Genomic DNA, 25359 nt, shown 5'->3' with positions numbered 1-25359 from the left:
TGAACGAAATGTTGAAGAATACAACTCACACCTTGGGCAGGGGAATATTGCCGGTAAGTTATCCGATGATTACAACCTATACGCAGCATGCTCATCTCTTGTCCATACTGACCCATTACGAGTGCGCACACCCATGGATATTCAGCAATTATATTCAATTATTTATTAACAAAGATTATAAACATCATTGGGGAGATTTTTATTTCCCTCTGACTTATGAGCTGCGGCCTTCGGATGCGTGCAAATGGATTTCGACTCAAAAGATACATAGAGATACTGTAACAGCTAAATGGGACTCTGTTATTCATTTTATTATAGAAAATATTAATGCTAATCATTATATCCACACCATGGTGAATTATTTTTACGTGCCCCTAAGCGACCGATATCATAGACTCCAATTGCATCATGACATATTTGTTTACGGCTATGACTTAAATAGAGAGATATTGTATGTTTCCGATTTCTTTAAGAACGGCGTGTATAGTCAAGCTGAGATATCATTTGCCGATTTCAATCTTGCGTTCAACACTAATCATCTAACAACCAATCATGATTATCTTAGAGAAATGGTGTATCTATATAGATTCAATGATCAATATCAGGATAAATTCAGTGCGGATACCCTAGTGAATTCTATAAGAAATTATTTCACTAAGAAAACGCCGGAGTATTGGGAGATGTTCAACTACGGGGGCGACAGGGATCATCTTGACTTCGGCATGCAAATATACACCACTCTATTTAATTATGTGAAAGAAACATCGGAAGATAAGTCTAAGCTTGATATAAGACCTTTTCATTTACTTTATGATCATAAGAAGATAATGACGCTGAGACTCAAGTATTTGTACGATAATCGGCATTTAATTCAATTAAATCAAGAGCATATAGATGAATTCACAGCCATTGAACTTAAGGCAAAGATCCTTGTGAATGTAGCGATTAAATATAATTTGACAAGTGATATGAGTATTTCAGAAAGATTACAAACGTTGATTAAGAATATAGAAAATGAAGAATCAATATTCCTTGAACGATGGCTTAGTAAGGTAGGCATTCAGTAACACCGAAGGCGCAAATAATGTCAGCCAGGTATATTCATGGAGGGAGTGATGCCGGGATCATAATCGTTGTGACAGCGTACTGAATAAGCACAACCACCGCGTATCCACTCACCTCAAGCACCGTTCACCAACCTTAGGCAATGGGGGGATCTTTATTTTCATTGTATTAACAGGAGTTGCAGGCTTCATCGGTTCCAACCTTGCCGAGAGGCTGCTGCGGGAAGGCCATACCGTTATCGGTGTCGATAATTTGCTGACCGGGTCCACTGTCAACATGGACAATCTCTTACGTTCCCCCAATTTCAAGTTTATCGAGCATGACGTCATTTATCCGCTCGCAGTTGAAGAACCTGTCGATTGGGTGATGCATTTCGCAAGTCCTGCCAGCCCGCCCAAATATTTGTCCTATCCGATCGAAACGATGAGGGTCAACAGCGAAGGAACGATGCATCTGCTGCAGCTGGCCAAAGAAAAGCAGGCTGCCTTCTTCTTGGCTTCAACAAGCGAGATCTACGGTAACCCAACCGTTCACCCTCAGCCGGAGAGCTACTTTGGCAACGTGAATTCGATTGGATCAAGAAGCTGCTACAACGAAGCGAAGCGGTATGCAGAGGCGATCACCTACTGGATGAACAGGAAATACGGCATACCGGTAAGGGTCATTCGAATTTTCAATACATTCGGCCCGAAGATGGATTTATATGACGGACGTGTCATTACCAATTTCATTAATCAAATCATGTCCAAGCGCAACCTTACGATTTATGGCGACGGCAGACAGACGAGAAGCTTTCAGTATATCGACGATTTGCTGGAAGGGATTATAAGACTGCTGGGCACCACGTATGAACAGCCGGTCAATTTGGGGAATCCGCAGGAAGTCACCATACTTGAAGTCGCCCAAGTATTGAAGGAGCTCATGAAGTCCAACGCGCAGATCGAGTTTCTCCCGCTGCCGGAAGACGATCCCAGGAGAAGGAAGCCGGATATTACCGTATCAAGGACGATTATGGACTGGGAACCGGCGATCGGTTTGCATGATGCACTCGCTAGAACGATCCATTATTACCAAGGTCAATATATCCATTAAACAGGAGGTACCTATGCAAGAACAGATCATAGCGATGATAAGCGAAATCAAGGACGACGCCCAGCTGGCAAACCGCTTGAACGAGCATTCCAGCATCATGGAAGACGGGGGACTCGACTCGTTACAGCTAATTACTTTCTTATTAAAAGTGGAAGAGCGCTTCGATATTGAAATCGATTTTGAACAATTCGACTTCGATTTTTTGGAGTCGGTTACGGCCTTCTGCAATTATATCTCGGAGCTGCAGAAGACGGCATCTGTATGAACGATAGACGTAAGGGCGTCCGGGAGTTTATGGGTAAGCGGAAAGTAACGATTCTATGCTCGGGTTTCGGTCTGGGGTTCTATATTCCCGGCCTATTAGCTGCAAACGGTTTCAAGAAGAGGGATATCGCGACGGAAGTGCTCGTGTTCGAAAGCTATTTGGAGCAAGACAAAAGGGATCATATTGCAGACAGCAGGAAGGCTTACCACAATGATTTCGCACTTGCCAATTTTTCGGCCCGAATGCCGATGGATATCCGGGGCAGCATTGATTATGCCCAGGTAGAGCTATTGCTGGAGGCGTGGAAAGCGGAAGAACGGTACGAATTCATATCACTGTCCGGACACTGGGGCTATATTTTGGATTTGTACAGGGAGAAGATGCTGCCGAATCCAATTCATGTAGACCTGCTCTACGTCGATTCAGATCTGGCCCCGTCTTGGAAGAGCCTGAAGAAGTATCATCCCCGGTATGACGAGCATTATTACAATGCTTGTCTCTATGACACCGATAAGATGGCGATTCGATACGAAATCCCGGTTCCTCTTGGTACGCCACTGCCCTTCGAATCGAGGAAGCGGCGGCTTGTTGTTCATGGCGGCGGCTGGGGGATGGGCACTTATCAGAGTAAAGTTCCAGAGCTTGTCGGTCATAACTACGGGCTTGATATCGTAGCTTATGATTGGAATGAAGCGAAGCCTGATCCCGATCACCGGTATTGGATGAACGATCCGGAATGGTGTGCATGGGTGAAGAGTGCGAACGGCCTGCACGAGTTTCCGCCATACATTGAAATAGCGGGAGAAGACACGAAAGCATACCCCGCTGAGGCTGATCATCATTGGTTATTTGACGTTGCTTCGGAGGCGATGGCTATCGTGGCCAAGCCGGGAGCGGGCACATTGATCGACTCGCTTGCCTCCGAAACCCCTCTTATTCTGCTGGAGCCGTTCGGCAGTCATGAGCTTAGCAATTTGGAATTGTGGGAGTCGCTCGGGTTCGGAATACGTTATGAGAAGTGGCGGGAGATGGATTTTTCCGTAGATGTCCTTAAGGAGATGCATCAAGCGATCAAGAACAGACCCGGAGAACGGATGGATTATGTGGATCATTATTGTTCGAGAGTCACGTTAATGAAGGGGTAAGATTTCAATGGCAGAGGGGGTTATGCGATGAGTGTTAATAAATTGAGTGTCGCCCAAGATACGACAAGCTACCCGAGATGGATCGTCTTGCAGCTGCTCGAGGAGTGCAATTTGCGATGCAAGATGTGCTATGAGTGGGGACTAGAAGGGCCCTACAAAAGCAAAAAAACATTAGCGCAGCTGGACCCGGATCTGATAAAAAAGATCATCACCCAGTGCAGCCCCGGCAAGCCGTATTACGATTTCTTCGGCGGCGAGCCGCTGATGTACCCTTGGCTGAGCGACATTCTCGCTATGATCAATCATTATGGAAGCATAGCGGACTTCCCCACGAACGGAACACTGCTTGAGAAACATGCCGAGATGTTAGTCGAGACTCCGCCCAATAAGATCTGGGTGTCGCTCGACGGCCCTGAGGCAATCAACGACAGGCAGAGGGGCAAAGGCGTATTCAAGAAAGTAATCAAGGGGATTGAGAAGCTCTATGAGCTCCGGCAAAGCAAAGGCAAGCATTTTCCGAAGATGGGTGTATCCTTTATCATTACGCCCTTGACCTATATGTACGTCGAGGAATTTTTCTTCAAGCATATCGACTTGTCGATGTTGGACCATATCAGCATGGAAGTGCAGCTCTATGCCACGGAAGAGCAGTATGCCGAATATGTGGACGTTCTTCGTGAGGAATTCGGCGTGCATGAAGCTCCGTATGCCAAGGGGATGGTCTGGAAAGACAATAGTTCGTTCAGCCAGATCGATATTCCCGAATTGACGAGACAGCTCAATAAGGTTAAAGAGTATTGCTTGAAAAACCGCATCGATGTGATTACCTATCCGAAGACGATAGATGAACAGAACTTGCACAACTATTTCTCGGGGCAATTCCATCAGATGGCAGATAAACGAAACCGTTGCTCTCTTCCATGGACTTATGCGGAGATTACGGCAAGGGGCGACGTTTCGCCCTGCCATGCCTTCTATGATTTGACCTTCGGCAACGTGAATGAAGAGAGCTTGCTGGATATCTGGCGCAGCGGCAAGTACAAAGAGTACCGCGCGTATATGAAAAAAAATATGCTTCCGATTTGTACGGCTTGTTCAAGGTATTATATCTACTGATTCATGTGAATGACCTATCACATTTAAGAAGGGTGTGTTGATATGAATCCGAAATCAGAGATTAAGCATTCCGCAAAGGATTTGCAAATATTGAAACGTACCATCAGGAATACGTTGGAAACCAAGCGGAACATGGAGAAAATAGCGGGTTACGCGACACCGTTGCCGGAGTCGGTCGGGATTAAACTGACGAACCAATGCAACTTGCGCTGCAAGCATTGCTATCAATGGAACGACACCGGCTACCATCACTTCATGACACCGGAGCAGCAGCGGGAACAGCTCGACTATGGGCTGCTGGAGAAGCTGATCCTTGAGACGGAACCAGCCAAGTCGAGACTCTATATCTGGGGCGGCGAGCCGCTCGTATACAGCCATTTCGACCGTTTGGCCGATTTGCTTGAAGCCTATCCCCGGGAGACGACGATCTGTACGAATGCGGTGCTGATCGAGCGAAAGCTGGACGCCTTGCTGAGAATCTCCGATAACCTGGAGCTGCTCATTGCGCTTGATGGATTCGAAGAAGAGAATGATGCGCTTCGCGGCAATGGGGTCTTTAATAAGGCGATAGATGCAATCCGGAAGCTGGTCGAGCTGCGCAAGGAGAACCGGTTCAAGGGCAAAATTACGATCCATACCGTCGTTAACGATGGTATGACTGACAAGCTTTACGATCTGCTGGACTTTCTGGAGGGCGTCGGTGTAGATATGGTCATGGTCTGCTTCCCGTGGTACATCTCGGACGAATGCACGCAGGGAATGGACAATTACTTTGACGAGAAGTTCGACTTCCTTCCGGCGAGCGAGCACAGGGGCGAACGAAGCTGGCACGCCTTTAACTACAAGCTCGATCCGGAGCGTATTCCTGCTCTCATGAGCGAGTTGGACCGGGTCAATAATCGGGTCTGGAAAATGCGTTTGCGCTACCAGCCGAATCTGGATCATGACCAAATTGAGGATTTCGTGCTCGGCAAAGAGGTGGAGGGCAAAGGCACGATGAACAAGAAGTGCCTGGCGCTCTCGAACCGGATGGACATTACGCCCGATGGAACAATTATCGCGTGTAAATTCTTCAAGGAGTTCGAGATCGGCAAATTACATGAAGCGTCTGTACAGGAATTATGGCATAGCATGAACTACAGAAGAATAAGGGAAATGATGGACGAACGACTGACACCGGCATGTTCCAAGTGCAGTGTTTTGCATTTGCACGGTGTATAACTCTTCTAAATTCACATAAATGAGGTGCATGAGTGAGCATTATCCAGATGGAAGGATTGTCTAAAAGCTTCAAGTATTACGAAAAAGAATTGGGGCTTAAAAAATCGCTCAAAAATTTAGTGAAACGGAAATCATTGATTAAAGAAGCGGTTAGCGAAATATCACTTGTCATCGAGCAAGGGGAGATGGTCGGATTCTTAGGCCCGAACGGCTCCGGCAAAACGACGACGCTTAAGATGCTGTCCGGCATCTTGTATCCGACAAGCGGGCAGGCGACGGTATTAGGCTATGTCCCTTGGGAGCGAAAAAAAGAATTCAAGATGCAGTTCTCGATCGTGATGGGGCAGAAATCGCAGTTGTGGTGGGATTTGCCGGCGAATGAATCGTTGTACCTGAACAAATGCATCTATGAGGTCGAGGATGAGCCCTACAACCTTGTCCTGGATGAGCTTACGGAGATGCTTGACGTTAAAGACCTGCTCAACATTCAGGTGCGGAGGCTTTCGCTGGGGGAACGGATGAAGATGGAGCTTATTGCGTCGCTCATCCACCGGCCCAAGGTGATATTCCTGGATGAGCCTACAATCGGACTTGATCTGATTTCGCAGAAGCGCATTCGGGAGTTCCTGAAGTATTATAACCAGCAGACGAAGGCCACGGTCATTCTGACAAGCCACTATATGGCGGATATTGAGGATCTGTGCAAACGAACGATCATCATCAATCAAGGGAAGATCGTATACGACGGCGATCTCCGGCGGGTGAACGAGCTGTTCCATGCCAAAAAGATTATCAAGCTGCAATTTACGGACGAAGTACCGAGGCAAGCGCTAAGCGACTATGGCGTTATTACTCAACATGACGGCCTGAATGCCGTTATGGAGATCGATAAGCATGACCTTCAGCGACTCTCCAAGATGATGCTGGACCGGTTCCCGATCCTTGATTTCACAGTTGAAGATATACCTGTCGAGCGAGGCATCGAAAGCTTATATCAGAAAGATGGGGTCAGACATGAAAGCCTTGCAAAAGTATAAAAGGACGTACATCCTTGCGCTTCAGAATGAGATGGAATACCGGACCGATTTCCTGATGAGTATTATCAGCGGCGGCTTCATCATACTCGTCCAATGCTTCCTCTGGACAGCCGTGTTCCGCAGTTCGCCGCAGGAGATTATTAACGGCTATTCGTATTCGCAGATCATCATTTATTCCGTGTTGTCCGGCGTCGTCTCCAAGCTGGTTTCTGCCGGCTTCGAAGGGGAGGTCGCGAACGATATCAAGACGGGTGGACTGAGCAAATTTATCGCTCAGCCTATTCATTATTTCAGCTATCGGATATGCAATTTTTTCGGCGGGAAAACGGTTCAGACCGCGGTCGTCCTTGTTTTATTCGTCATCCTGATGATCGTGTTCACTCAGATTTGGGAGTTTCAGCTTAGAGTGGGGCAAATCGTTTTGTTCCTGGTCAGCATTCTGTTCGGGCTGCTCATCAACTTCCTGCTTTTTTATTCGATTAGTGCCCTCGCGTTCATTATTACTGAGGTTTGGGGCGTTTTTATCGCGTTCAACCAAGGCGTCTATCTGCTCAGTGGCGCCATCTTTCCGCTTAATATTTTCGGAGATACGTTTGCCAGAATTTCCAGCTACTTACCGTTTCAATATGTCGTATACTTCCCGGTTAAGATCATCAATGGGAGCTTGACGATTCATGAAATCGTGCCCGGGCTCCTCTTACAGGCGGTTTGGGTAATTGTGCTTATGATCATTTCCAAGCTGTCTTGGGATTCCGGGATGAAGAAATATGTAGCCGTTGGAGGTTAGATCTGTGAGTATCAGCTTGTCTGAGATTCGGAAGCATGTACGCATGTTTTTTATTTTTGCGAAGAACAGCTTGGTCGGTTACATGGAATACAAAGCGAATTTCTACTCCGGTTTGATCATGGAGACCGTATTTCTGTTGTCCAAGCTGATCTATATCGTCTTCGTTTACCAGCTAGGGATCGAAATTAACGGAATTTCTCCTGACCAGATGATGATCTTCACCGGGACCTATACGATTATGATCGCAATCTATACAGGACTGTTTATGGATAACTTTTATAGATTTGCCGGCCATATCCGCAACGGGACGCTGGACTTGTATATGACCAAGCCGCTATCGCTGCAGTTCATGATTTCATTCCGGCACGTGAACTTCGCGTTTCCGATTCCGAACCTGATCGCCGGGATTACGATGATCGTATTGGCCTGGCGGCGTCTTGGCATCGAGCCAAGCTTTATCCACTTGGCCGGATATATCGGCGTGATCTTGAGCAGCACGATCGTGACCTACTCGGTGCTTCTTCTTCCGCAGATTCTTGCCTTCTGGACGGTGAAGTCCGGTTCGATCTTCGACATACTGGACAAATGTTGGGATTTGAACAATATGCCGATGTACATATACCCCAAATGGCTGCGGAGAATAGGACTGTATGTCGTGCCTATCTTGTTTATCACCAACATGCCGTCGGTTTATTTGATCGACCGGTTGGACTTGTTCCTTGGGATATGGATTTTTGCAGCTCCTGTGATATCGCTTCTAGTGGTCAGGCTGTTCTGGAAGCTGGCCGTCAAACACTATGAGAGCGCCAGCAGTTAGAGATATGCCCCAAAAAAATTGTTGAGAAGGTGAATCGGATGAGCAGGATGGAGCACAAGAGCTTTTCACCGCAGACAGAAGCCACTGCCAAGAAGCGGCTGCACAACGGGATCGAAATCTATCAAAACAACGAAGGAGAAACCGAGTTCCTCTACAACGAGATTTTCCAGAAGGAGATGTATTTCAAGCACGGGATTACGCTCCCGGATCATGGCACGGTCATGGATGTCGGGGCTAATATCGGCATGTTCACCCTGTATGTCAGCAGCAAGAGTAACTGCAGGGTATATGCCTTTGAGCCACTGCCTCCGACGTTTAAGCTTTTGAAGATGAATACGAGCTCGCTCTCTCGCGTAACAACGGTTAACGTTGGGCTTTCCAATGAGATCAAGGAAGCGGAGTTTGCCTATTTTCCTACGATGTCCACGGATTCTGTCCAGATCAAATACCGGGAGAACCACGATCAGGATCTCCGGTACGGGTTAATCAACCATTACCGGGATGACTTCGCCGACCCGCGCATGCTAAACCGGTTTGTCGATCATCTGATGTCGCCGAAGCTTCTGAATGAACAAATCCATCGATGCAAGCTAACTACGATCTCTGAAATGATCCGCTATTACGATCTGAACCCCATTGATCTGCTCAAAATCGACGTGGAAAAAAGTGAATTTGAGGTGCTGGAAGGCATCCTTCCGGAGGATTGGGGCAAAATCAGGCAAATTGTCATGGAGGTACACGGACTGGATGAAGAGCAGATCAGCAGGCTCGAGAACATCTTCCGCACCAACGGCTTCAATGTCTCGATTGATTACTACGAAGATTTGAATATCCCAAATTACTATAATGTGTACGCGTTGAATCAAATGCATACATCGGCTGGGTGATAGCGACAATAATTTTAGTATAGGAGAAATATTTTATGGATGAAATTGTTTCCCTGGATACCTTTCAACCCTTCGACGGCATGACCAAAATGTTTCCTCATCATAATTTTCCTTATTTTAGCTGCGACTACAATTTGTTTTTAACGCTTGCCAGATATTTCGATAAAGATGAGCTGCCGATTCTGAATAATGTGATTAGCATTTACAGATTCAATGAACAAAAAATACAAACAAGAGGATATTTCAAGTTAGAGGTGTTGGAGCTTAAGGAGGGAGATCAGATTCTTGAGGAGATGGGAATCTCCATCCGCAAAATATCCCCTTCGCTAGATACTTTACAAGATGAGATCATAAACTCTATTTCTAGGGGTCATCCGATTTCCATTTTTATTGATTTATTTTATCAACGCGGGAGAGACTTTTACTATAACAAAAAACATGGACTGCATCCTGTGTTCGTCTATGGCTTCAATCTTACGAACGGGGAAATATATACGGTTGATGATATTACAGAATACAGACAATATTCTCTGCCATTTTCAGAATTTAAATGTTCATGCCTGACTTCGGAACACGTAAAGATGCCAGACTACTTTTGGGAATATTCGCTAGTGCCTCCCGGTAATGATGAGAATTTGAACTTGAACAATAACAAGTCAGCCCACACAACGATCAATACATTTGTAGAGAATATGTGCAGGTATCAAGATGAAATAACGGAAGGTCTGAATAATATCTTGCTGCTGGCCGAAAATTACGAGCGTGTTATCACAAATGAAACCATTACAGAAACATTGAGCAGTACTATTTATAGAAAATGTTCTGAGAAATACAGGTTAAATACGCTCTATAAGTATAACCTTGATCATACCAATGCCAAGGATACGCTTGACCCGTTACTGGACCAAATTATTAATGACTGGAAGACGGTAAGGTTCTATTCGAATAAAGCCATCATGTCCCAAACGTTCACTGGGGAAATCATAGATAAGTGCATGGGTTTATTTACAAAAATATATAATAATGAAGTGCATTTTCATCATCAATTTTATTTAATGTTAGAGGCTGCAAGCTTGAAAAGCTGAACCAACAATGTGAGTCAGGTAACCGGGTAGAGTATCAGATAGACCGCATACCTTTGCGAGAGGGGGCGGTCTTTTTGTTTTTGCCCTATATTCCATTACCACACCAAATTTCCTTTTTCCTGGCAGGGTGAGCCGAGAAGTGTGTCTATTTTCGTAATATATTAAAATCATTCGTGCATTACCCGTATTTAGACTTTCTCTTCCAGTTGCTAATATGAAAGCTGTTACAGCCTAATCATCCGCTTTCGTGAATGCGTTTACAAACATTGTCTGCCAATAGGTTCAGAGGGAGGTGCGGGATTGACTGTCAAGCCAGACTTGGCGTAACCAAGGGTAAGAATCTCCATAAGAAAAGGAGTCAAACTTAGATGAACAGTAGAAAATATGTAGTCAGCATCTCCCGCCTTCTCGTTATCATCATGTTGTTCTCCATCTTCACGTATACTCCCGTCCCGGCTGCTGCGGCTGGAGAGGAACCGTCCGTTGAACTGAGCGACCTCATTGCGCAAGCCGAAGCTCTAAAAACCGGCAATACGGAGTTCCCGCTCCAGGTCAGCCAGTCTGTCTATGGGTCAGTCTATGGTTCGGATGTGAACAGGGCTTTGCCCTGGGTGCATGTAGACGAACTCCAAGCTCTTAATGATGCGCTTGAGCTTGCGCGTAATGCGAACACTCCGGCGGGCGAAGCTATTGCAACGCTGAAAGAAGCCATAATGAATTTCACTGCAAATATCAAATCAGACGGCTCCGATCCCTATTTCCGGCTTGATCCGGGTCCGGGTAAGGTTCCTGTAAAAGTTACCGCGCCTACGAATGCCTGGAAGGCAAGAACTCCGCTGGATAACCGTGTCCCGGCCGACTTTGCCGGCGGGACATTCAAGACGATCGCATATCCTTTTGCAGATGCTCAAGGGAAAGCGGAAGTGCTCCAGATTAATTACGCCCATAACGGCAAAAGCACCTTCGGCGGCATCAGTCTGGAATCCCCGTTGTCCCCGGCCGTCAATGTCACAGCGGGTTCAACGATTGAATTCGATGTCTACTATCCGAAGAGCGCGCAAGGCAAATTCATGAGATGGAGAGTCAGAAATGCCAGCGATAACCTCGACAGCTACCTCAGGGAATACCAGTACAACAACTTGAATCCTGACTGGGTGGGCAGCTACAACGGCGAATCCTGGCTGAAGGCGCATCATAGTATTACCGCCTCAACGGGCAATTCCTCGAACTTCATTCTTGAGCTTCATGGGGAGAATGCCCGTCCTGAAGAAACCGGTATGCTGCTAGTCTCTAACATTGAGATTACCGCACCTGATCCGAAGGGTGTTGCGCTTCCGAGCGTAGTCAATAAGGAACACCAGAGTGTCGTAGCGCCTCTAAAAAGTCTGTACAATAAGGAGAATGGCCTGTTCATGGTCGGCGCGATCGGCACCGGACCTGTAAACGGAACCAGAGCCAATCACTATGAGATCTTCGTTGACGGCAACAATCTGAAGGCCGATGGCACGCATCCCCGTGGTCCGGAATGGCTGAAGAATGTGAACGGCGAGGCCATGAACGGCGCAACCACTGCCCCTGGCTTAGCGGAGTATAGCTTCCCTACCAACTCTTATCAGGCGATCAGAGATTCTGGAACTCCCGGGCAGTACAAGTCTCACGGCCATGTTCTGGCATGGTATAACCAGGCCCCTGGTTGGATGGCACAGATGATTCCTGCGAACCTTCCTTCCGGTTATAACGGCTCTGCCAATTTCTACGGACTGGGCAATGGCGTTACAACCACGGTTAAGGTAGACAAAGAAATGGCGAGAAGAGTGCAGTTCAACCATACGATGTATGTGATGCGGCACTTCCTGACCACAGATACGAAGTACGGCTCCAGCGAAGCCCGTGGTATCATTCCCTTCAATTCCTGGGATGTACTCAACGAAGAGGTACACGAGAGCCGCCACAGCGAGCTTATCCTTGAGGATCCGAACAGCTGGAGAACGAGCCTGAAGCATACCAACTGGCTTGTTGCCATGTCAGATGATGAGATTGGCGGCGACATCACCGATCATTACGTATACCTGCTGTTCAAAAACGCGCACATCGCGGCCCCCAACGCCAAGATGGCGGAAGCTTACAAAGCCAACTACGCTAACCTTCCAGAGTACATGAAGATGGATGGACACGATACTAAAGGCAGCATTGACAGTTACATCGTTGACAATCCTCCGAAGCTGACCTACAACGATTACGGGGTTGCCACCCGCAGTAAAGCTAGAACCGTATATAACATGGTTCTTGAATTAAATACCGCATGGCGCTCTGATCCGCTGTATGACGGAAGACCCCTGATCGAAGACATCGGAATCCAGGGACATGACGCGGTGGGTAAGACCCTTGCCAGCGACAACCAATATGCGATGGCCCTTTATGCCTCTCTCGTTGACCGGGGGCTGCTGTCGGGTATTACTTATTCTGAGCTTGACCTTAAGGTGCCGACCGATGCTCCAGGAGGAGGCGCAACTGCTCCAGCAGCGCTCAATGTGAGACAGTCGGACGCCCTTGGATATCAGTACGCGCTGCTGTACAAAATGTTCAACAAGTTCGCCCCGTATATCGATCACATCATCAGCTGGGGCGTAACCGGTTCAGGATGGCAGGGAAGCTATGTCCTGTTTGACGGCCAAAGTAATGCGAATGCCGGGTACTATGGCGCCATGAAACCGGACAGATTCATTCTGGGACATTCGTATCTGGATGATTACTTTGCAGGCGAATATCAGACTATTCAGAATAATAAAATCGACCTTGGCGATCTTGGAGTCTATACACCTAATAGTGTGAATGCAGACCTCAGCAGCCTGACACTAAGTGCGGGAACACTCGAGCCTGTATTCAACGCAGCAACCACAGAATACGAGGTGTCCCTGAAGGATGCCGGCAGCATTACTGTGACAGCAGCAGCGGCAGACAGCAGGTCAACCCTTAAAGTGAACGATAAGGTGGTTGCCAGCGGTACAGCTTCCCAAGCTATAGCGTTGACACCTGGCACCCAAACAGATATAAAGATTGAGGTCACAGGGGCAGACGGCAGGGTCAAGACGTATACTCTGAAAGTAACCAACAGCAAGACGGAGACTCCGTCCACTCCGGAACCAGGAACACCATCTGCAACACCTGAACCAGCAACACCAGCGCCTGCAACGCCTGCACCTGGTGGAACCTATTCAACGTCTGCACCTGTTGCATCTGCGACACCTGCACCAGCAGCACCTGTTGTAGAAGGACAGAAAGTAACCATGCAGGCAACAGTGAACAATGGAACCGCAATGGTTAAGGTAGCAGATCTGGCAAAAGCAAAGGAACTCATCGAGAAAAATGTGACGCTGGACATCCCTGCCGTGCAAGGAGTGAAATCATACTCGGTAGGCTTGCCTGCTGCAGCACTGACCGGCGGAACCAAGGATAACAAACTGACCATTTCGACCGAATTCGGTCAGGTCGTTATTTCCGGTAATATGTTGACAGGCACACCTGAAAGCAGCGGCAAGGAAGTATCGCTGGAGATTGGAAAAGGTGACAAGTCGGGGCTTCCGGCGGAAGTAAAGGCGGCTCTAGGCGATAGACCGATCATTCAGCTTAGCCTTAAGACGGACGGAAAAGAAACGGCCTGGAGCAATCCTGGTGCACCTGTTACCGTATCCGTACCTTACCAGCCGTCTGCGGATGAATTGAAGAATCCTGAACGGATTGTTATCCGGTATATTGACGGAAATGGAAATGTTCTAACCGTACCGAGCGGACGTTATGATTCCAAGACCGGTATGGTAACCTTCACAACTACTCATCTCGGCGATTTCGCAGTAGCTTATGTATCCAAGACCTTCACAGATCTCGGAAAGGCAGCATGGGCGAAGAACGCGGTCGAAGTCCTTGCATCCAAGGATATTCTCAAGACTGAGGGCGGTGAATTCCATCCGTCAACCGAGATCACCAGAGCAGATTTCCTGTACTCCCTCGTCAGGGCACTTGGCTTGACTGCGAAGGTAAATGGAAACTTCAGCGATGTACAGGAGAATGCTTATTACTATAATGAGATTGGAATGGCCAAAGCGCTTGGGATTACGAATGGCCTGGACAACGGCAGCTTCGGCAGCGCGCTTAAGATCACCAGACAAGACATGATGGTGTTGACCGAGAGAGCCCTGAAGCTGGAGAAGAAGCTGAATAGCCAGGGGACGGCTACGGATTTGGAGAGATTCTCCGACAAGTCCAGAGTGGCTTCCTATGCGGTGAACAGCGTAGCCGCCATGGTGAAGGAAGGGCTCATCGAAGGCAGCGGCAACAAGGTCAATCCGGCTGGCAACACCACCAAAGCTGAAGCTGCGGCATTCCTTTACAGACTGTATAATAAGTAAGAGATTCGCATAAAAACAGGATATGCCCAATAGACCGCACTCCTTTGCCAGGAGGGCGGTCTATTGGCGTTTAGGGGACAGTAAGCTTTTCTTAATTAAAGCAAATGTCCGCCAGACACTTCAATGTCCTGGGCTGTAACCCACCCGAATTCATCGGACAACAAGCTCACAATAACCTTCGCTATATCTTCGGGGTGGCCGATTCTGCCAAATACAGATTGCTCAGCCAGAGGCTTAATGAATTCGGGATGTTTATCGAATACTCCATCGCCGAAATTGCTGTGCGTAGGACCAGGTGATACGGCGTTGACCCGAATTTGGCGAGGTGCAAGCTCTTTGGCAATGTAGCGGGTCCAGGTTGAGAATGCTGCTTTTAACGAACCATAGACGGAGTAGCCCGGAAAGGATTGATTTTTGGATGAACTCGTAGTATTGACAATAGCTCCGGCGTCCTCCATGAATCCGGCAAGCTGTTGTGTTAGAAAAACCGGTCCTTTGAAGTTCGTATTCAGAATCTTGTCGAAATATTCTTCACTCATCTCAGTGAACAGCATGGGTCCGCCGATGCCGCCATTATTCACCAAGTAATCAAAAGTTGTCCGGTTCCAAATGTCTTGGAGACTCTGTTTCACTTCTTGAATAAAGCCCGCAAAGGTTGATATCTGAGTCAGATCCAGCTTTAATGCGACTGCCCGGACACCTGCATTTTTCTCGATTTCCTTTACGACATCTTCTGCCCGGTCCTTATAGGAATTGTATGTGAGAATGACGCTAATTCCGCGCTTGCCAAGCTCCAGCGCTGCCGCTTTTCCAATGCCATTACTTCCACCCGTTATTATCGCAATTGTCATAAGATCCTCCTTGGTTTGTGTTCGGCTTGGTTCTAATTGTAGCCGCAGCTGCGTCACCAAAATAGACCTGAAAATGCCTATTGATTGCCTAAAAGCACCATTCGTGTGATAAACTATGTGCATGAAAAATGTCCTTGAAGAAATAATGGATCTGATGAAGGATGCGGGCACCAGGCAGATTGAAACCGGAGTACCGGGGCTAAGTATGATTAAGGGAGCGATCCCCAATCATCAACTTGCAGCGCTTTACGAGCCGATGATTGGTTTCACGGTTCAAGGAAGAAAGATTCTATCGATCGGGGGGCGCAGCACGGAACTGGCAGGGCCATCTTATTACGTGTTACCCGTGCATGTTCCTGCAACGGCGGTTGTACATCCGGACCGCTATGGCCAGCCTTACATGTCCCTTGGTCTCAAGTTGAATCAGAATGTTCTTCAGAGTCTGCTAAGAGATCTCCAGGAGAATCTATTACCGGCTGCTTCCGGGCAATTCGCAGCTTGCGACATGGATATTGAATTGATGGAGGCCTGGCTGCGTTTATTGCGATTATCGAAAGCGCCAAGAGATATTCCGGCTCTAGCACCAGCTTATGAGCGCGAAATCCTGTATCGCGTACTGATGGGACCACAGGGAGGGTATCTGAGGCAATTTGGTCAGCGGGAAAGTGATTTATCCAGAATATCTCAGGTTGTAAAGTGGTTTCGGAGTAATTTTATGAGGCCCATAGACATTGGTGAGCTGGCATCGAAATCGGGTATGGCTATAAATACTTTTCACCGTCAGTTTAAAAGGGCCACGGGGTTAAGTCCTATTCAATTTCAAAAGCAATTAAGGCTCCTGGAGGCCAGAAACCTCATTGCCTTCGAGGGCTATCCGGTAGCAAGTGCTGCATATCATGTTGGCTATCAAAGTCCCTCACAGTTCAACCGGGAGTATTCACGCTTCTTCGGTGCATCTCCAGCCCGTGACACGGAGAGCCTAAGACGAATTGAAAGCATGAGGGATTAGAAGGTCATGCCAAGGGCCTCGGGAAATGCACTGTGGCGTGAGCCAACTGCTGGAAGTACTTCGCAAGCGCAACTACGTCTTCGAACTGGTGCTCATAAATCTGTTAACCACTGTTAACATGTGTTAACGGCTGTGGTATAGTATAAGCAGAACGGGCGTACAATGCTAAGAGAGCCGTGCGCTAACACGACTCTCTAGAGCAATAGCCGCTTTCAAGGGCGGTTGGCCTCTGGCAAATAGGATACGACAAATAGACCGCATGCCTTTGCGAGGGGGCGGTCTATTTGCGTTTATCGGACAGTAACGCTACGATAAGCAAACCAAAGGTTAGCATCAGCATCATTGCTTCAAACACTGTCACAAGGCATCCCTCCCTTCTGAGAGAGGTAGCCGACCGACCCTTTTAAGCCTATTCTATTGCTCAATCAGTATAACATATCAAATGCCTCGGTATTACCTAAATTTGGAGAAGTTTTGACGTAAATGCGTATTTAAAATACACAAAGAGCAGCCCCCAATACGGGAGCTGCTCTTATTTGCGTTTGTTCTTACAAACCGCCGCCGGAACACAACCTACAACTTCTCCAGCAGCTCAGTATAATAACCGTTACCGTTCCGCTTATCCAGCTTCTCCGCTGTGGCGAGAGCCAACTGCTTGAAGTACTTCGCAAGCGCAGCGACGTCTTCGAACTGACGCTCACACGGGTGGTCGACCGGAAGCTTAACCTGAAAGCGGATGGATTCTTCCGCCAGACGGCGGAACATTTTGGCGGAATAGGCGTTGAAGATCATCTGATCGGCCGGGTTCTCATGATCGAGCGAGGAGGCGATATACTCTTCGAAGACCTCCAGCGCCTTGACCGGATCGGTCAGGGTCAGGTAACCAATATGCTCTGCCTGGTGATACAGGAAGTCGCGGTTTCCTTTTACCAGCTTATAGCCTTTCTTCTGAAGCTTATCAGCTTCCTTCTGGCGGCCCAGCCGCAGGAGAGGGAACAGCACCTTCGTAATGGTCACATGCGGGACCTCACCGCAGGTCATCCGGCCCTTGAGAATCGGTTCAGCCGCCTTAACGGTTGCTTCGTCGTCTCCCTGCTTCGCCAGGAACTCGACCAGGCCATGCTGCTCACAAGCCTCACAATCGCTCATCTCGTCCCGGTCCATGGTCTGGACAATCGCCCATTCGGCCTCTGAAGCTTCCAGCTCCCCGAAATCTTCGAGGATATTCGCCCGGTAATAGTGATAGGTCCGGCTGCTGTAGCCTTCGGCTGCATAGCGGGTCTTCATATCCTCCAGCAGGTTCTCAATCTGAGTGCGGCTGATATCTGCAAAAGCAGTGATGCGGTCCAGCACCCACTTGTACGACCACATCAGACTGTAATCATCGAACCGGCCCGGGTTCTTGTCATACTGTCCCAGCTGCCACGAGAAGGCGACCAGCGCCTTCATCGGATACCCGTGGAAGCTGCCCAGCTCTACTATTTCGCTGCGGGCCTCATAGCCCTGGTCGATATCTCCTGCGGCATCTGCTACCCGTACCGCCTGCTCCAGCAGCTCCAGCTTAGCCTTGCCGCCCGGCAGGTCATAGGCTTCCTCCATCAAATCGTCGAAATCCATCTCGGTAAGATTCATCTATTCGTCTCCTCCTGTGGCTTGATTAGCCGTCAATCCCCAATCAATGAATTGAATAATGCCCTGGTTCAGCAGCGCGATCTCCTGGCGGTTCATCGGATAATGTCCCATCATCAGCGCATTGCAGTACAGCATCTCGACAATGGAGGGCAGCGTGGCCTGATTCCCCTGATGGAATACCTTCTCAATGATAGGATTATTCAGGTTGAAGTAGAGTGTGGCGTATGCCGTCTCCTTAAGCGAAGCGCCCAAGCTGCCCAGCACAGAGGCCAGGGCATCGGTGCTCACTTCTTTGGTTGCTTCCATTACACGCCACTGGGCGGACTCCTCAGACAGCGTGTAGAGGACAGGAATCTCCTCTGGCTTGAAGCGGCGCAGCTGCACCTGGCAGCGGAACTTCTGAAGTACACTGTCTGCGAGTCTTACGGACTCATAGTAGTCCAGCCGCTCTTGAGGGGTGATATCGGTGAAGGATAACGACACCTCCTCCGGCAGCAGCCGTTCCGTCTGCACATCCGGGTCAATGAGCGGCAGCCGGGCCAGCAGCTCGGCATCATAGATATACCCGCCGTTCACCACCAGCATGGATTGGGCCGAAGCCACGTGGGTAATCTGGCGGTATTCGTCCAGCGTGGCCGTGAAGTACAGGGGAGGCTGCTGCTTCAGCTCGCCAAGCGTCTTTCTGCCATACGTGCTCTCAAACGGCAACCACTCGTGAATGATAGAATAGAACGATGAATCTTCCACTGCGAGAGCCTTCATGGATAAGGCGTGCAGCGAAATAATAGATTGCAGGCGGTCCGGGTCGTACTCGGCCATCCGCATCAATTCCTGACGAATGGAGTTCCCGAGCTCTTCCCGCACCTGCTCCAGCTGGGCATTCTCGTAGAAATGCTCCCGGGAAGCGGTGGGCTGCAGCTCATCGGTCCAGATCAGGCATTTCACGAAGAACGCCCAGTCCGGCAGGATATTGCTGGCAGCTTCGGAGACCAGCATGTGCTTCAGGTACACCCGGTGATTGCGTTTGGCGTTCAGATTAACCGCGTGCGGCAGAATGAAGGCGATGCCTCCCGTCCGGCCCGAGGCGGTGTGCAGGGGGATGAAATCGCGGAACGTCTCTCCCAGCACCTGCTTACCGAAGGACAGCACCTCGTCACGATGCTTCCGGGCCAGCTGCGGATCTTTGACCCACGGCGGGGTCAGCGGATTAATCAGGCGGGTGTTACGGTCCGACACCAGCTGGATCGGATAAGGCAGCAGAGCGCCGTAATGGAACAGCCCTTCCTGCAGATTGCTCTCCTCGAAGTAAGCTTCGGACCCTTCTTTACAACGCAAAAAAACCTTGGTGCCCGGAGCATGTGCCCCTTCAAGCTTGCGGATAGTATAAGTGCCGTCCGGCTTCCCGCGCCATTCCAGTGCAGGGCCGCCCTTGGCAGATTGGGTAACCATAACGATATCGTCACTCACCATGAAGCAGGACAAGAGCCCGATGCCGAACCGCCCGATAAAAGAGGTGTTGGTCGAGAGAAAATCTTCGCCCCGCTTGGAGGATTGTCCGATCATGGCCAGGAACTCATGAATCTCTGCCTCGTCTAACCCGATTCCGTTATCTTCTACCAGTAAGGTCGCCCCGGTAGAGGTCCCGCTTACCTCGACATGAATCTTGCCTTCATATCCAGCGGGGGAATAGGCCTGCCGTGCAGTAATCGCGTCTATGCCATTCTGGAGCAGCTCTCTTAAGAATACCTTCGGGCTGCTATACAAATGGTTAGACAAAATGTTGATCATACCGCTTAAGTTCACCTGAAAACGGTACGTATCCTGGTTTTGGTTCTCCATATTTGTTCTCCTATTCTGTAATCAATTGATATGTAGACAGATGCAACCCTATGTATTACCCAGAAGCTGCTTGATAAGAAACATATATTCCCATACATCAAAACAATAGACCGCCAACCTTTGCCGGGTGGACGGTCTATTTGCCTTGAACTAGAAGAATTAATACACCAGCACGCCTGCATCAAGCACGGACTTGTTCGCCACGGAATTGCCAGTCAGGAATACCTGTTGCAGCTTGGGCAGCTTGCTCAGCAGCTCTATATTGGAAATCGCATTGTTCTCCAGATGAAGCTCCTCAATGGCCTGCCACTTACTCATGAACGCAAGAGAAGCCAGGTTGTTGTCCTGCAGGGTGAAGGAACGCAGGGCAGTCAGGCCCGCGAAGTAAGGCATCACCTGGTCAACCTCACTAACGGAGTTGTTGTTCATGGAGAAGTATGGCCGGTCCAAGATCAGATGCTCAAGCACACTATTCGTTGCTGCTGTCTGCTTGAAATTCAGGCGGCATTCCGAGCATACCAGCGTGTTCACCTGCTTCAGACGGAATAAGGCATCGCTCTCCATATACAGCGACGAGTCGAAGATGCTTAGCTTCTGTAGGCGGGGCAATTTGTCGAGGGCGGCGAGACCAGCCATTTCATCAACCCCCCAGAGGGACAGCTCCCCAAGCTCAGGGAATTTCTTCAGCTCAGCCATATTAAGCTCCCCGCTTCCGCCCCGGAGTGTCAGATCCGTTACCGTAGGAGCCTTCAGCCCGGAGAGGAAGGAAGCTGGGATTTCCACCCGTTTGACGCCCGGCAAAGTAAGGCTGTCTGGTTGCTCGTAATAACCGTCCAAGGTGAATTCCCGCAGCGAGGACAAGCTATTCACGGCCTTTACCGAGCCAAGCTGGCTTAAGGAAGCCAGGCGGAGCGAGGTAATAGAGGTTTTGCCGGCCAGACGCTCCAGGCTGGAGAAATTCACATTTTTGAGATCAAGCGTCTGCAGTGCAGGCATGTTCTGCAGGAAGTCGATCGACTTCACATTGGATAAATAGGAAAGCTTAAGCTCCTGGAGCCCGGTTAAGGCGTATAACGGCTGCAGATCTGTGGTTTCACTGTGATAGATAGCCAGAGAAGACAGCCCGGTCATGGACGATAACCACCCCAGGTCATTGACGAAGGTAAGGGACAGGGACTTCAGCGGCAGCTTATTAAGCAGATGCAAATCCGTTATAGACTCATCCACATAGGTAATGGATAGTGAGCTTAGATTGGGAAATTCCAGCAGCAGGGCCACTTCCTGATTACTGCGCAGCTGAGTGGACAGCTCCGTAATTTTAGATTTATCGCCGAAGTAGCCGGAGAAGGCGCTGAAGGATTCGTTGAAGGCGCCGCCATAGCTTTTTAATCCGGGCATATGGGCAAGCGTTGTCTGGTCCGCCTGGTTGATCTCGTAGGTATTCGTCAGGTTCAGTGCCGTCAGTCCCTTGAAGGCTTCGAAATCCCGTTGATCAATCCGCTGGGCATTCAGCCGCTTGTCCTGGGTCACATAAGTAAGCTTCTCGGCCTGCGCATCGCTGAACGGATCGGAGAAGCTGTAAGTGAACTGCCACTGGTCATTCTTCGAACGCTCCACAGTTAAATAACGCAGTGAGGCCAATTCCTCCTCTGTCGGCATGGCAGAGCCTTTCCCCAGGTTTTCCCGCAGGAAGGTGAGCAGGACCTCGCTTTCGGGCATATTCCGTACAGACAGATTAGCCTTGGTTGCCTGCTGCGGAGAGCTGAAGCCGTAATAGAAATAAGTACCGATGGCCCCGCCCAGCACCAGCAGCAGAATTAGCACCAGCCTAATGGGGATAGAGACGGAGACGGGTGGCTTCGGCGCGGCCTTGGGAGGGGGTGCCCCGTGATAATGATTAATGGTCTGATCCACATAGTAGACATTATTTTGCTTGAGCAGAAGCTCAGTCTGGCAATAAGGGCACTTGAGGATGGTGCCTTCCTTGTATTCAATTCTTCCGCTGCAATTGGGACAATTTAACGGGATAAATGCCACGGGCTGCCGCCTCCTTCATGATGTGATGATGAAATTGCGCCGGTATCACTTGAATTAACTTATCGGAATTTACGTGAGTTACGCTGTTTTGTTCCATTATTCTCTGAAGAGAAGCTGATAATTTGATTCTATATGAACAAATGCTCAGAACACAACAATTGTTAAAAAGGAGAATCAAGCCGTTAAGATTAGGTTGACACCTGCGGCGTTCGAGATTGCGAGGACCGAAGGAGTGGATGCCGTGACCATCCGTAAGGTGGCGGAGAAGCTGGGAGGCTCTATCGCCCCCATCTATGTCAATTTCAAAGAGGCTGGCGAGCTGGTGGAGGAAGTATTCCAGAGAACACTTACGGTGAGCAGACAGATTCTGCTGGAGCAGAACTCCGGGCATCCGTTCCATGATATCGGTGCGGCCAGCATCCGTTTTGCCAGAGAGTATCCGGTGCTGTTCCGGGATCTGGTGATGAAGAAGAATGATCAGGCGAAGTACAATGAGGCAGAGACGCAAGGGTTCATTCAGATGATGCGAACGGACCCGGATCTGAATGGATTAACAGATGATGAACTGGGGATGATTTTGCTCAAGATGAAGATGTTCCAGGTCGGGATGAGTGTAATGGTTGCGAACGAATTGCTGCCGGACCATTATACGGAGGAGCAGATGATTCAGCTATTGAACAGCGCGGCAGAGGATGTCATCAGCACGGCGAAGCGTAGCTCGGAGAAATCTTGAACCCGGAGGGGATGATCATATGACAGCAGGCAGAACAAAGCTCAGTCTTCTAGTGTTCATCGTTATTGTGCTGGCGTGCGGCTGGATTGGGGTATGGGTGGATACGAAGCTGCCGGATCAGCCAGAAGGGAATTCGCCGGGAATGGGCTTGTGGCTGATTTTGCCGGTGATTGCCATGCTCGTGCTGCGGCTGGTGAACCGCGATTGGAAGGATATTGGCGTAAGGTTCAATTTTAGAGAAAACAGGAAGTGGTACGGCGCAGCTATTGCCATCTATCCGGTAATCATGGTGATTGTGGTGGGGCTTGCTCTGCTGTTCAATAGCGCCAGCGCTTCAGAGGGCGAATTACATACGATTCTGTCACTGGTCGGGGTATCGCTCGCCGGCAGCTTTATTAAGAACATCTTCGAGGAATTCGCCTGGCGGGGTTATCTGACTCCGAAGCTGATTGAGCTGAAGCTGAATGACTGGCTAATCTATCTTGTGTCCGGTCTGGTCTGGGCGCTGTGGCATACAGCTTATTATCTGGTCTTCCTGCCGGAGACTTATTTCGGGACTACGACGAGATGGGGCTATGTCTTCATTGGTTGTGTGCTTATGGTTGCCTGGTCCATCATGTACGTTGAAATCTATCGCCTTACGCAATCGGTGTGGCCCTGTGTACTCATGCACGCAGTGGAGGATGGAGTGCCTACCTTGCTGGTATCAGTTGCCGGTATTATCACATTCACGCCAGCAGGCGAACTGTGGTTTAGCCCGACCACCGGCGTGTTTACAACGATTCTGTTCATCGGATTCGGCTTATGGCTCAGATCTAGACGATTGAAGCGCTTTGCAGATAGATAAACTTGGTGAAGTCCTGCGGCAGTTCGGGCGAATAGCGCCGATGTAAGGCAAATAGACCGCCTTCCCACTTACGGGAGGACGGTCTATTTAGCTTCATTTACTTACTAGCAGGTTGCTCGTCTGTACCTTTCCCAGCGAATCTGACAAATACGAATACTCCAATCAGGACCACAACGATCCCGGACCAGAAGAACCAGAACGGAACGCCGAACCGGCCGGCCACAGGTCCCGCCAGGGCAAGCCCGATCGGGGAGGACAAAAGTCCGATACTTGTCACGAAGGAGAGTACGCGCCCCAGGAGCTCAGGCTCATAAGACTTCTGGATCATCGCCATGTAAGGGCCGTTGAACAAGGGGGCTGCCGCACCCATCAGGAAGGAGAGGACGGTAAAAGCAAGGAACGCCTCGCGCCCTACCATCCCGCTCAGGACACAGGTGAGCCCGATTACAACCAGACTCACACTCATGTAGGTGGTGTCCTTCCATCTGGAAGCAAGCACCGACAGCAGCGCACCGCCAAGAATCATCCCGATCCCGAAGACGGCCTCAATCAGACTGGCACTGTAGCCGCCCCGGCCGAAATGGGACAGCGTCATCAAGGGGAACAGCATCGCCAGCGGCATGAATACCACGCTGAAGACGGCCATGGCAACCGTTACCGTGACAATGGGCTTTTGCGACAGGAAGGCCCACCAGCCGAGCATAAACTCTTTACGGAATGAGGGTATCTCCACGCTCTCCGGCTTCGGTTGACGGATCTGGACGAACAGAAGCATGACATTAGCGATTAAGGCACCTGCCACATCTAAAAGCAATACGGTTCCTAGTGAAGTAGCCGAGTATACCGCTATTCCAAGCGCAGGCCCGAGTACGCTGGAAGCGGAGAAGATGAGCTGGTTCCAGCCTGCTACCCGGGTGAGCTGGTCTTCCGGCGCAATCAGCGGAATCGCCGCCTGGAACGAAGGCGAATGGAAGGACGAGGCTGCCGAACGAATGAGCAGGATGGCATACACAATCCATAAGCTGGGCTCGCCCCATAGATAATAAGCACCCAGAATCAGACTGGTTAGTGCAATGGCGCTGTCTGCGGCGATCATGGTGAGCTTACGGTTCCAGCGGTCGAGCCAGACGCCAATGAACGGGCCTAAGACCGCTTGCGGCAGGAACCCGGCCAGACCGGCAAGCATTAACACGGCGGCCGACCCCGTCGTCGCGGTCAAGTGCCAGATGATGGAGAACTGAACCATCGCAGAGGTTAATATCGAGAAGATTTGTCCGCTGAAGATGAAGGCAAATGTCTTTTTCCATTGCGTATTCATAAGGTTTCAACCTCCCTAAATAAAGACAGACCCAAATCCGGAAGTGGACTTGGGTCTGCAACAATTACATGCTGGGACAGTGCGAAACCGGGCATAGTGAAATAAGCCGTAGCGGATCGCAACCGATGTCCTTAACGTAAATAGCAGCAGCTCAAAAAAGCCCATACTTG

The 25359-nt window shown here is 49.4% G+C and carries 21 protein-coding genes; 15 read left to right on the top strand and 6 right to left on the bottom strand.

All coding sequences use genetic code 11. The annotated features are described in order from the left end of the window. Nucleotides 1–8 precede the first annotated feature (8 nt). The 12 genes from J2Z70_RS17710 (at nucleotide 9) to J2Z70_RS17655 (ending at nucleotide 14923) form a co-directional block, all read left to right on the top strand. Nucleotides 9–1067, top strand: coding sequence for a hypothetical protein (locus J2Z70_RS17710; RefSeq protein ID WP_209875465.1), 1059 nt, complete (start codon nucleotides 9–11; stop codon nucleotides 1065–1067). A 79-nt stretch (nucleotides 1068–1146) separates the two neighbouring features. Further along, complete coding sequence (locus tag J2Z70_RS17705) at nucleotides 1147–2157, top strand: NAD-dependent epimerase/dehydratase family protein (protein WP_281068222.1); 1011 nt, start codon at nucleotides 1147–1149, stop codon at nucleotides 2155–2157. Nucleotides 2158–2170: 13 nt separating this feature from the next. After that, complete coding sequence (locus J2Z70_RS17700; RefSeq protein WP_209875463.1) at nucleotides 2171–2422, top strand: acyl carrier protein; 252 nt, start codon at nucleotides 2171–2173, stop codon at nucleotides 2420–2422. Continuing rightward, complete coding sequence (locus tag J2Z70_RS17695; protein WP_245368318.1) at nucleotides 2419–3567, top strand: UDP-glucuronosyltransferase; 1149 nt, start codon at nucleotides 2419–2421, stop codon at nucleotides 3565–3567. Before J2Z70_RS17700 ends, J2Z70_RS17695 begins: the two co-directional genes overlap by 4 nt. Nucleotides 3568–3594: 27 nt before the next feature. After that, nucleotides 3595–4683: a radical SAM protein gene (locus tag J2Z70_RS17690; RefSeq protein WP_209875461.1), complete on the top strand. Its 1089-nt coding sequence runs from the start codon at nucleotides 3595–3597 to the stop codon at nucleotides 4681–4683. A gap of 114 nt (nucleotides 4684–4797) precedes the next feature. Beyond that, nucleotides 4798–5904 (top strand): radical SAM/SPASM domain-containing protein, encoded by a 1107-nt coding sequence (locus J2Z70_RS17685; RefSeq protein ID WP_245368317.1) that lies wholly within the window; start codon nucleotides 4798–4800, stop codon nucleotides 5902–5904. A gap of 47 nt (nucleotides 5905–5951) precedes the next feature. Beyond that, nucleotides 5952–6941, top strand: a complete 990-nt coding sequence (locus J2Z70_RS17680; protein WP_036730996.1) for an ABC transporter ATP-binding protein — start codon at nucleotides 5952–5954, stop codon at nucleotides 6939–6941. After that, nucleotides 6928–7728, top strand: a complete 801-nt coding sequence (locus J2Z70_RS17675; protein ID WP_209875457.1) for an ABC transporter permease — start codon at nucleotides 6928–6930, stop codon at nucleotides 7726–7728. The genes J2Z70_RS17680 and J2Z70_RS17675 overlap by 14 nt, the downstream gene beginning before the upstream one ends. A gap of 4 nt (nucleotides 7729–7732) precedes the next feature. Beyond that, on the top strand, nucleotides 7733–8545 hold the full coding sequence (locus J2Z70_RS17670; RefSeq protein WP_209875455.1) for an ABC transporter permease: 813 nt from the start codon (nucleotides 7733–7735) through the stop codon (nucleotides 8543–8545). Between the two features lie 38 nt (nucleotides 8546–8583). Continuing rightward, entirely contained in the window at nucleotides 8584–9432 is an 849-nt protein-coding gene (locus tag J2Z70_RS17665) for an FkbM family methyltransferase (RefSeq protein ID WP_209875453.1), read from the top strand. 35 nt (nucleotides 9433–9467) lie between these two features. Continuing rightward, entirely contained in the window at nucleotides 9468–10517 is a 1050-nt protein-coding gene (locus J2Z70_RS17660) for a hypothetical protein (protein ID WP_209875451.1), read from the top strand. Nucleotides 10518–10885: 368 nt separating this feature from the next. Next, complete coding sequence (locus J2Z70_RS17655) at nucleotides 10886–14923, top strand: S-layer homology domain-containing protein (protein WP_209875449.1); 4038 nt, start codon at nucleotides 10886–10888, stop codon at nucleotides 14921–14923. Nucleotides 14924–15018: 95 nt separating this feature from the next. On the opposite strand, the gene J2Z70_RS17650 is transcribed toward J2Z70_RS17655, so the two are convergent. Continuing rightward, nucleotides 15019–15774, bottom strand: coding sequence for an SDR family NAD(P)-dependent oxidoreductase (locus J2Z70_RS17650; RefSeq protein ID WP_209875447.1), 756 nt, complete (start codon nucleotides 15772–15774; stop codon nucleotides 15019–15021). A gap of 145 nt (nucleotides 15775–15919) precedes the next feature. On the opposite strand from J2Z70_RS17650, the gene J2Z70_RS17645 reads away from it, so the two are divergent. Then, complete coding sequence (locus J2Z70_RS17645; protein ID WP_245368316.1) at nucleotides 15920–16783, top strand: AraC family transcriptional regulator; 864 nt, start codon at nucleotides 15920–15922, stop codon at nucleotides 16781–16783. A gap of 280 nt (nucleotides 16784–17063) precedes the next feature. Here the strand turns inward: J2Z70_RS17645 and J2Z70_RS34010 are convergent, their stop codons facing one another. The 4 genes from J2Z70_RS34010 to J2Z70_RS17630 form a co-directional block, all read right to left on the bottom strand. Beyond that, a complete protein-coding gene (locus J2Z70_RS34010) occupies nucleotides 17064–17138 on the bottom strand; it encodes a putative holin-like toxin (protein ID WP_425355119.1) in 75 nt (24 codons plus the stop codon). A gap of 218 nt (nucleotides 17139–17356) precedes the next feature. Beyond that, a complete protein-coding gene (locus tag J2Z70_RS17640) occupies nucleotides 17357–18415 on the bottom strand; it encodes a hypothetical protein (RefSeq protein ID WP_209875443.1) in 1059 nt (352 codons plus the stop codon). Beyond that, nucleotides 18416–20254 (bottom strand): HSP90 family protein, encoded by a 1839-nt coding sequence (locus J2Z70_RS17635; protein ID WP_209875441.1) that lies wholly within the window; start codon nucleotides 20252–20254, stop codon nucleotides 18416–18418. 159 nt (nucleotides 20255–20413) lie between these two features. Beyond that, nucleotides 20414–22291 carry a leucine-rich repeat domain-containing protein gene (locus tag J2Z70_RS17630; protein WP_209875439.1) on the bottom strand — a complete coding sequence of 626 codons (1878 nt, stop codon included), beginning with the start codon at nucleotides 22289–22291 and terminating at the stop codon, nucleotides 20414–20416. 193 nt (nucleotides 22292–22484) lie between these two features. Here J2Z70_RS17630 and J2Z70_RS17625 point away from each other — a divergent pair, with 193 nt between their 5' ends. Next, nucleotides 22485–23024 (top strand): TetR/AcrR family transcriptional regulator, encoded by a 540-nt coding sequence (locus tag J2Z70_RS17625; protein ID WP_245368315.1) that lies wholly within the window; start codon nucleotides 22485–22487, stop codon nucleotides 23022–23024. 19 nt (nucleotides 23025–23043) lie between these two features. Further along, nucleotides 23044–23871, top strand: coding sequence for a CPBP family glutamic-type intramembrane protease (locus J2Z70_RS17620; protein ID WP_209875437.1), 828 nt, complete (start codon nucleotides 23044–23046; stop codon nucleotides 23869–23871). Between the two features lie 97 nt (nucleotides 23872–23968). On the opposite strand, the gene J2Z70_RS17615 is transcribed toward J2Z70_RS17620, so the two are convergent. Then, a complete protein-coding gene (locus tag J2Z70_RS17615) occupies nucleotides 23969–25189 on the bottom strand; it encodes an MFS transporter (RefSeq protein ID WP_209875435.1) in 1221 nt (406 codons plus the stop codon). Nucleotides 25190–25359: the final 170 nt, after the last annotated feature.

The sequence above is a fragment of the Paenibacillus silagei genome (assembly GCF_017874735.1).
GTDB classification, from domain to species: Bacteria; Bacillota; Bacilli; order Paenibacillales; family Paenibacillaceae; genus Paenibacillus_AQ; species Paenibacillus_AQ silagei.
Note: the sequence above shows the minus strand (reverse complement) of the source record. Positions and strands in the feature narration are given on the sequence as shown.

Excerpts from the sequence above, each read along its gene's own strand:
- J2Z70_RS17700 (WP_209875463.1), top strand. The coding sequence starts at position 2,171 with ATGCAAGAACAGATCATAGCGATGATAAGCGAAATCAAGGACGACGCC.
- J2Z70_RS17645 (WP_245368316.1), top strand. The coding sequence starts at position 15,920 with ATGGATCTGATGAAGGATGCGGGCACCAGGCAGATTGAAACCGGAGTA.
- J2Z70_RS17650 (WP_209875447.1), bottom strand. The coding sequence starts at position 15,774 with ATGACAATTGCGATAATAACGGGTGGAAGTAATGGCATTGGAAAAGCG.
- J2Z70_RS17665 (WP_209875453.1), top strand. The coding sequence starts at position 8,584 with ATGAGCAGGATGGAGCACAAGAGCTTTTCACCGCAGACAGAAGCCACT.
- J2Z70_RS17620 (WP_209875437.1), top strand. The coding sequence starts at position 23,044 with ATGACAGCAGGCAGAACAAAGCTCAGTCTTCTAGTGTTCATCGTTATT.
- J2Z70_RS17615 (WP_209875435.1), bottom strand. The coding sequence starts at position 25,189 with ATGAATACGCAATGGAAAAAGACATTTGCCTTCATCTTCAGCGGACAA.
- J2Z70_RS17640 (WP_209875443.1), bottom strand. The coding sequence starts at position 18,415 with ATGAATCTTACCGAGATGGATTTCGACGATTTGATGGAGGAAGCCTAT.
- J2Z70_RS17655 (WP_209875449.1), top strand. The coding sequence starts at position 10,886 with ATGAACAGTAGAAAATATGTAGTCAGCATCTCCCGCCTTCTCGTTATC.
- J2Z70_RS17710 (WP_209875465.1), top strand. The coding sequence starts at position 9 with ATGTTGAAGAATACAACTCACACCTTGGGCAGGGGAATATTGCCGGTA.
- J2Z70_RS17690 (WP_209875461.1), top strand. The coding sequence starts at position 3,595 with ATGAGTGTTAATAAATTGAGTGTCGCCCAAGATACGACAAGCTACCCG.
- J2Z70_RS17695 (WP_245368318.1), top strand. The coding sequence starts at position 2,419 with ATGAACGATAGACGTAAGGGCGTCCGGGAGTTTATGGGTAAGCGGAAA.
- J2Z70_RS17680 (WP_036730996.1), top strand. The coding sequence starts at position 5,952 with ATGGAAGGATTGTCTAAAAGCTTCAAGTATTACGAAAAAGAATTGGGG.
- J2Z70_RS17635 (WP_209875441.1), bottom strand. The coding sequence starts at position 20,254 with ATGGAGAACCAAAACCAGGATACGTACCGTTTTCAGGTGAACTTAAGC.
- J2Z70_RS17660 (WP_209875451.1), top strand. The coding sequence starts at position 9,468 with ATGGATGAAATTGTTTCCCTGGATACCTTTCAACCCTTCGACGGCATG.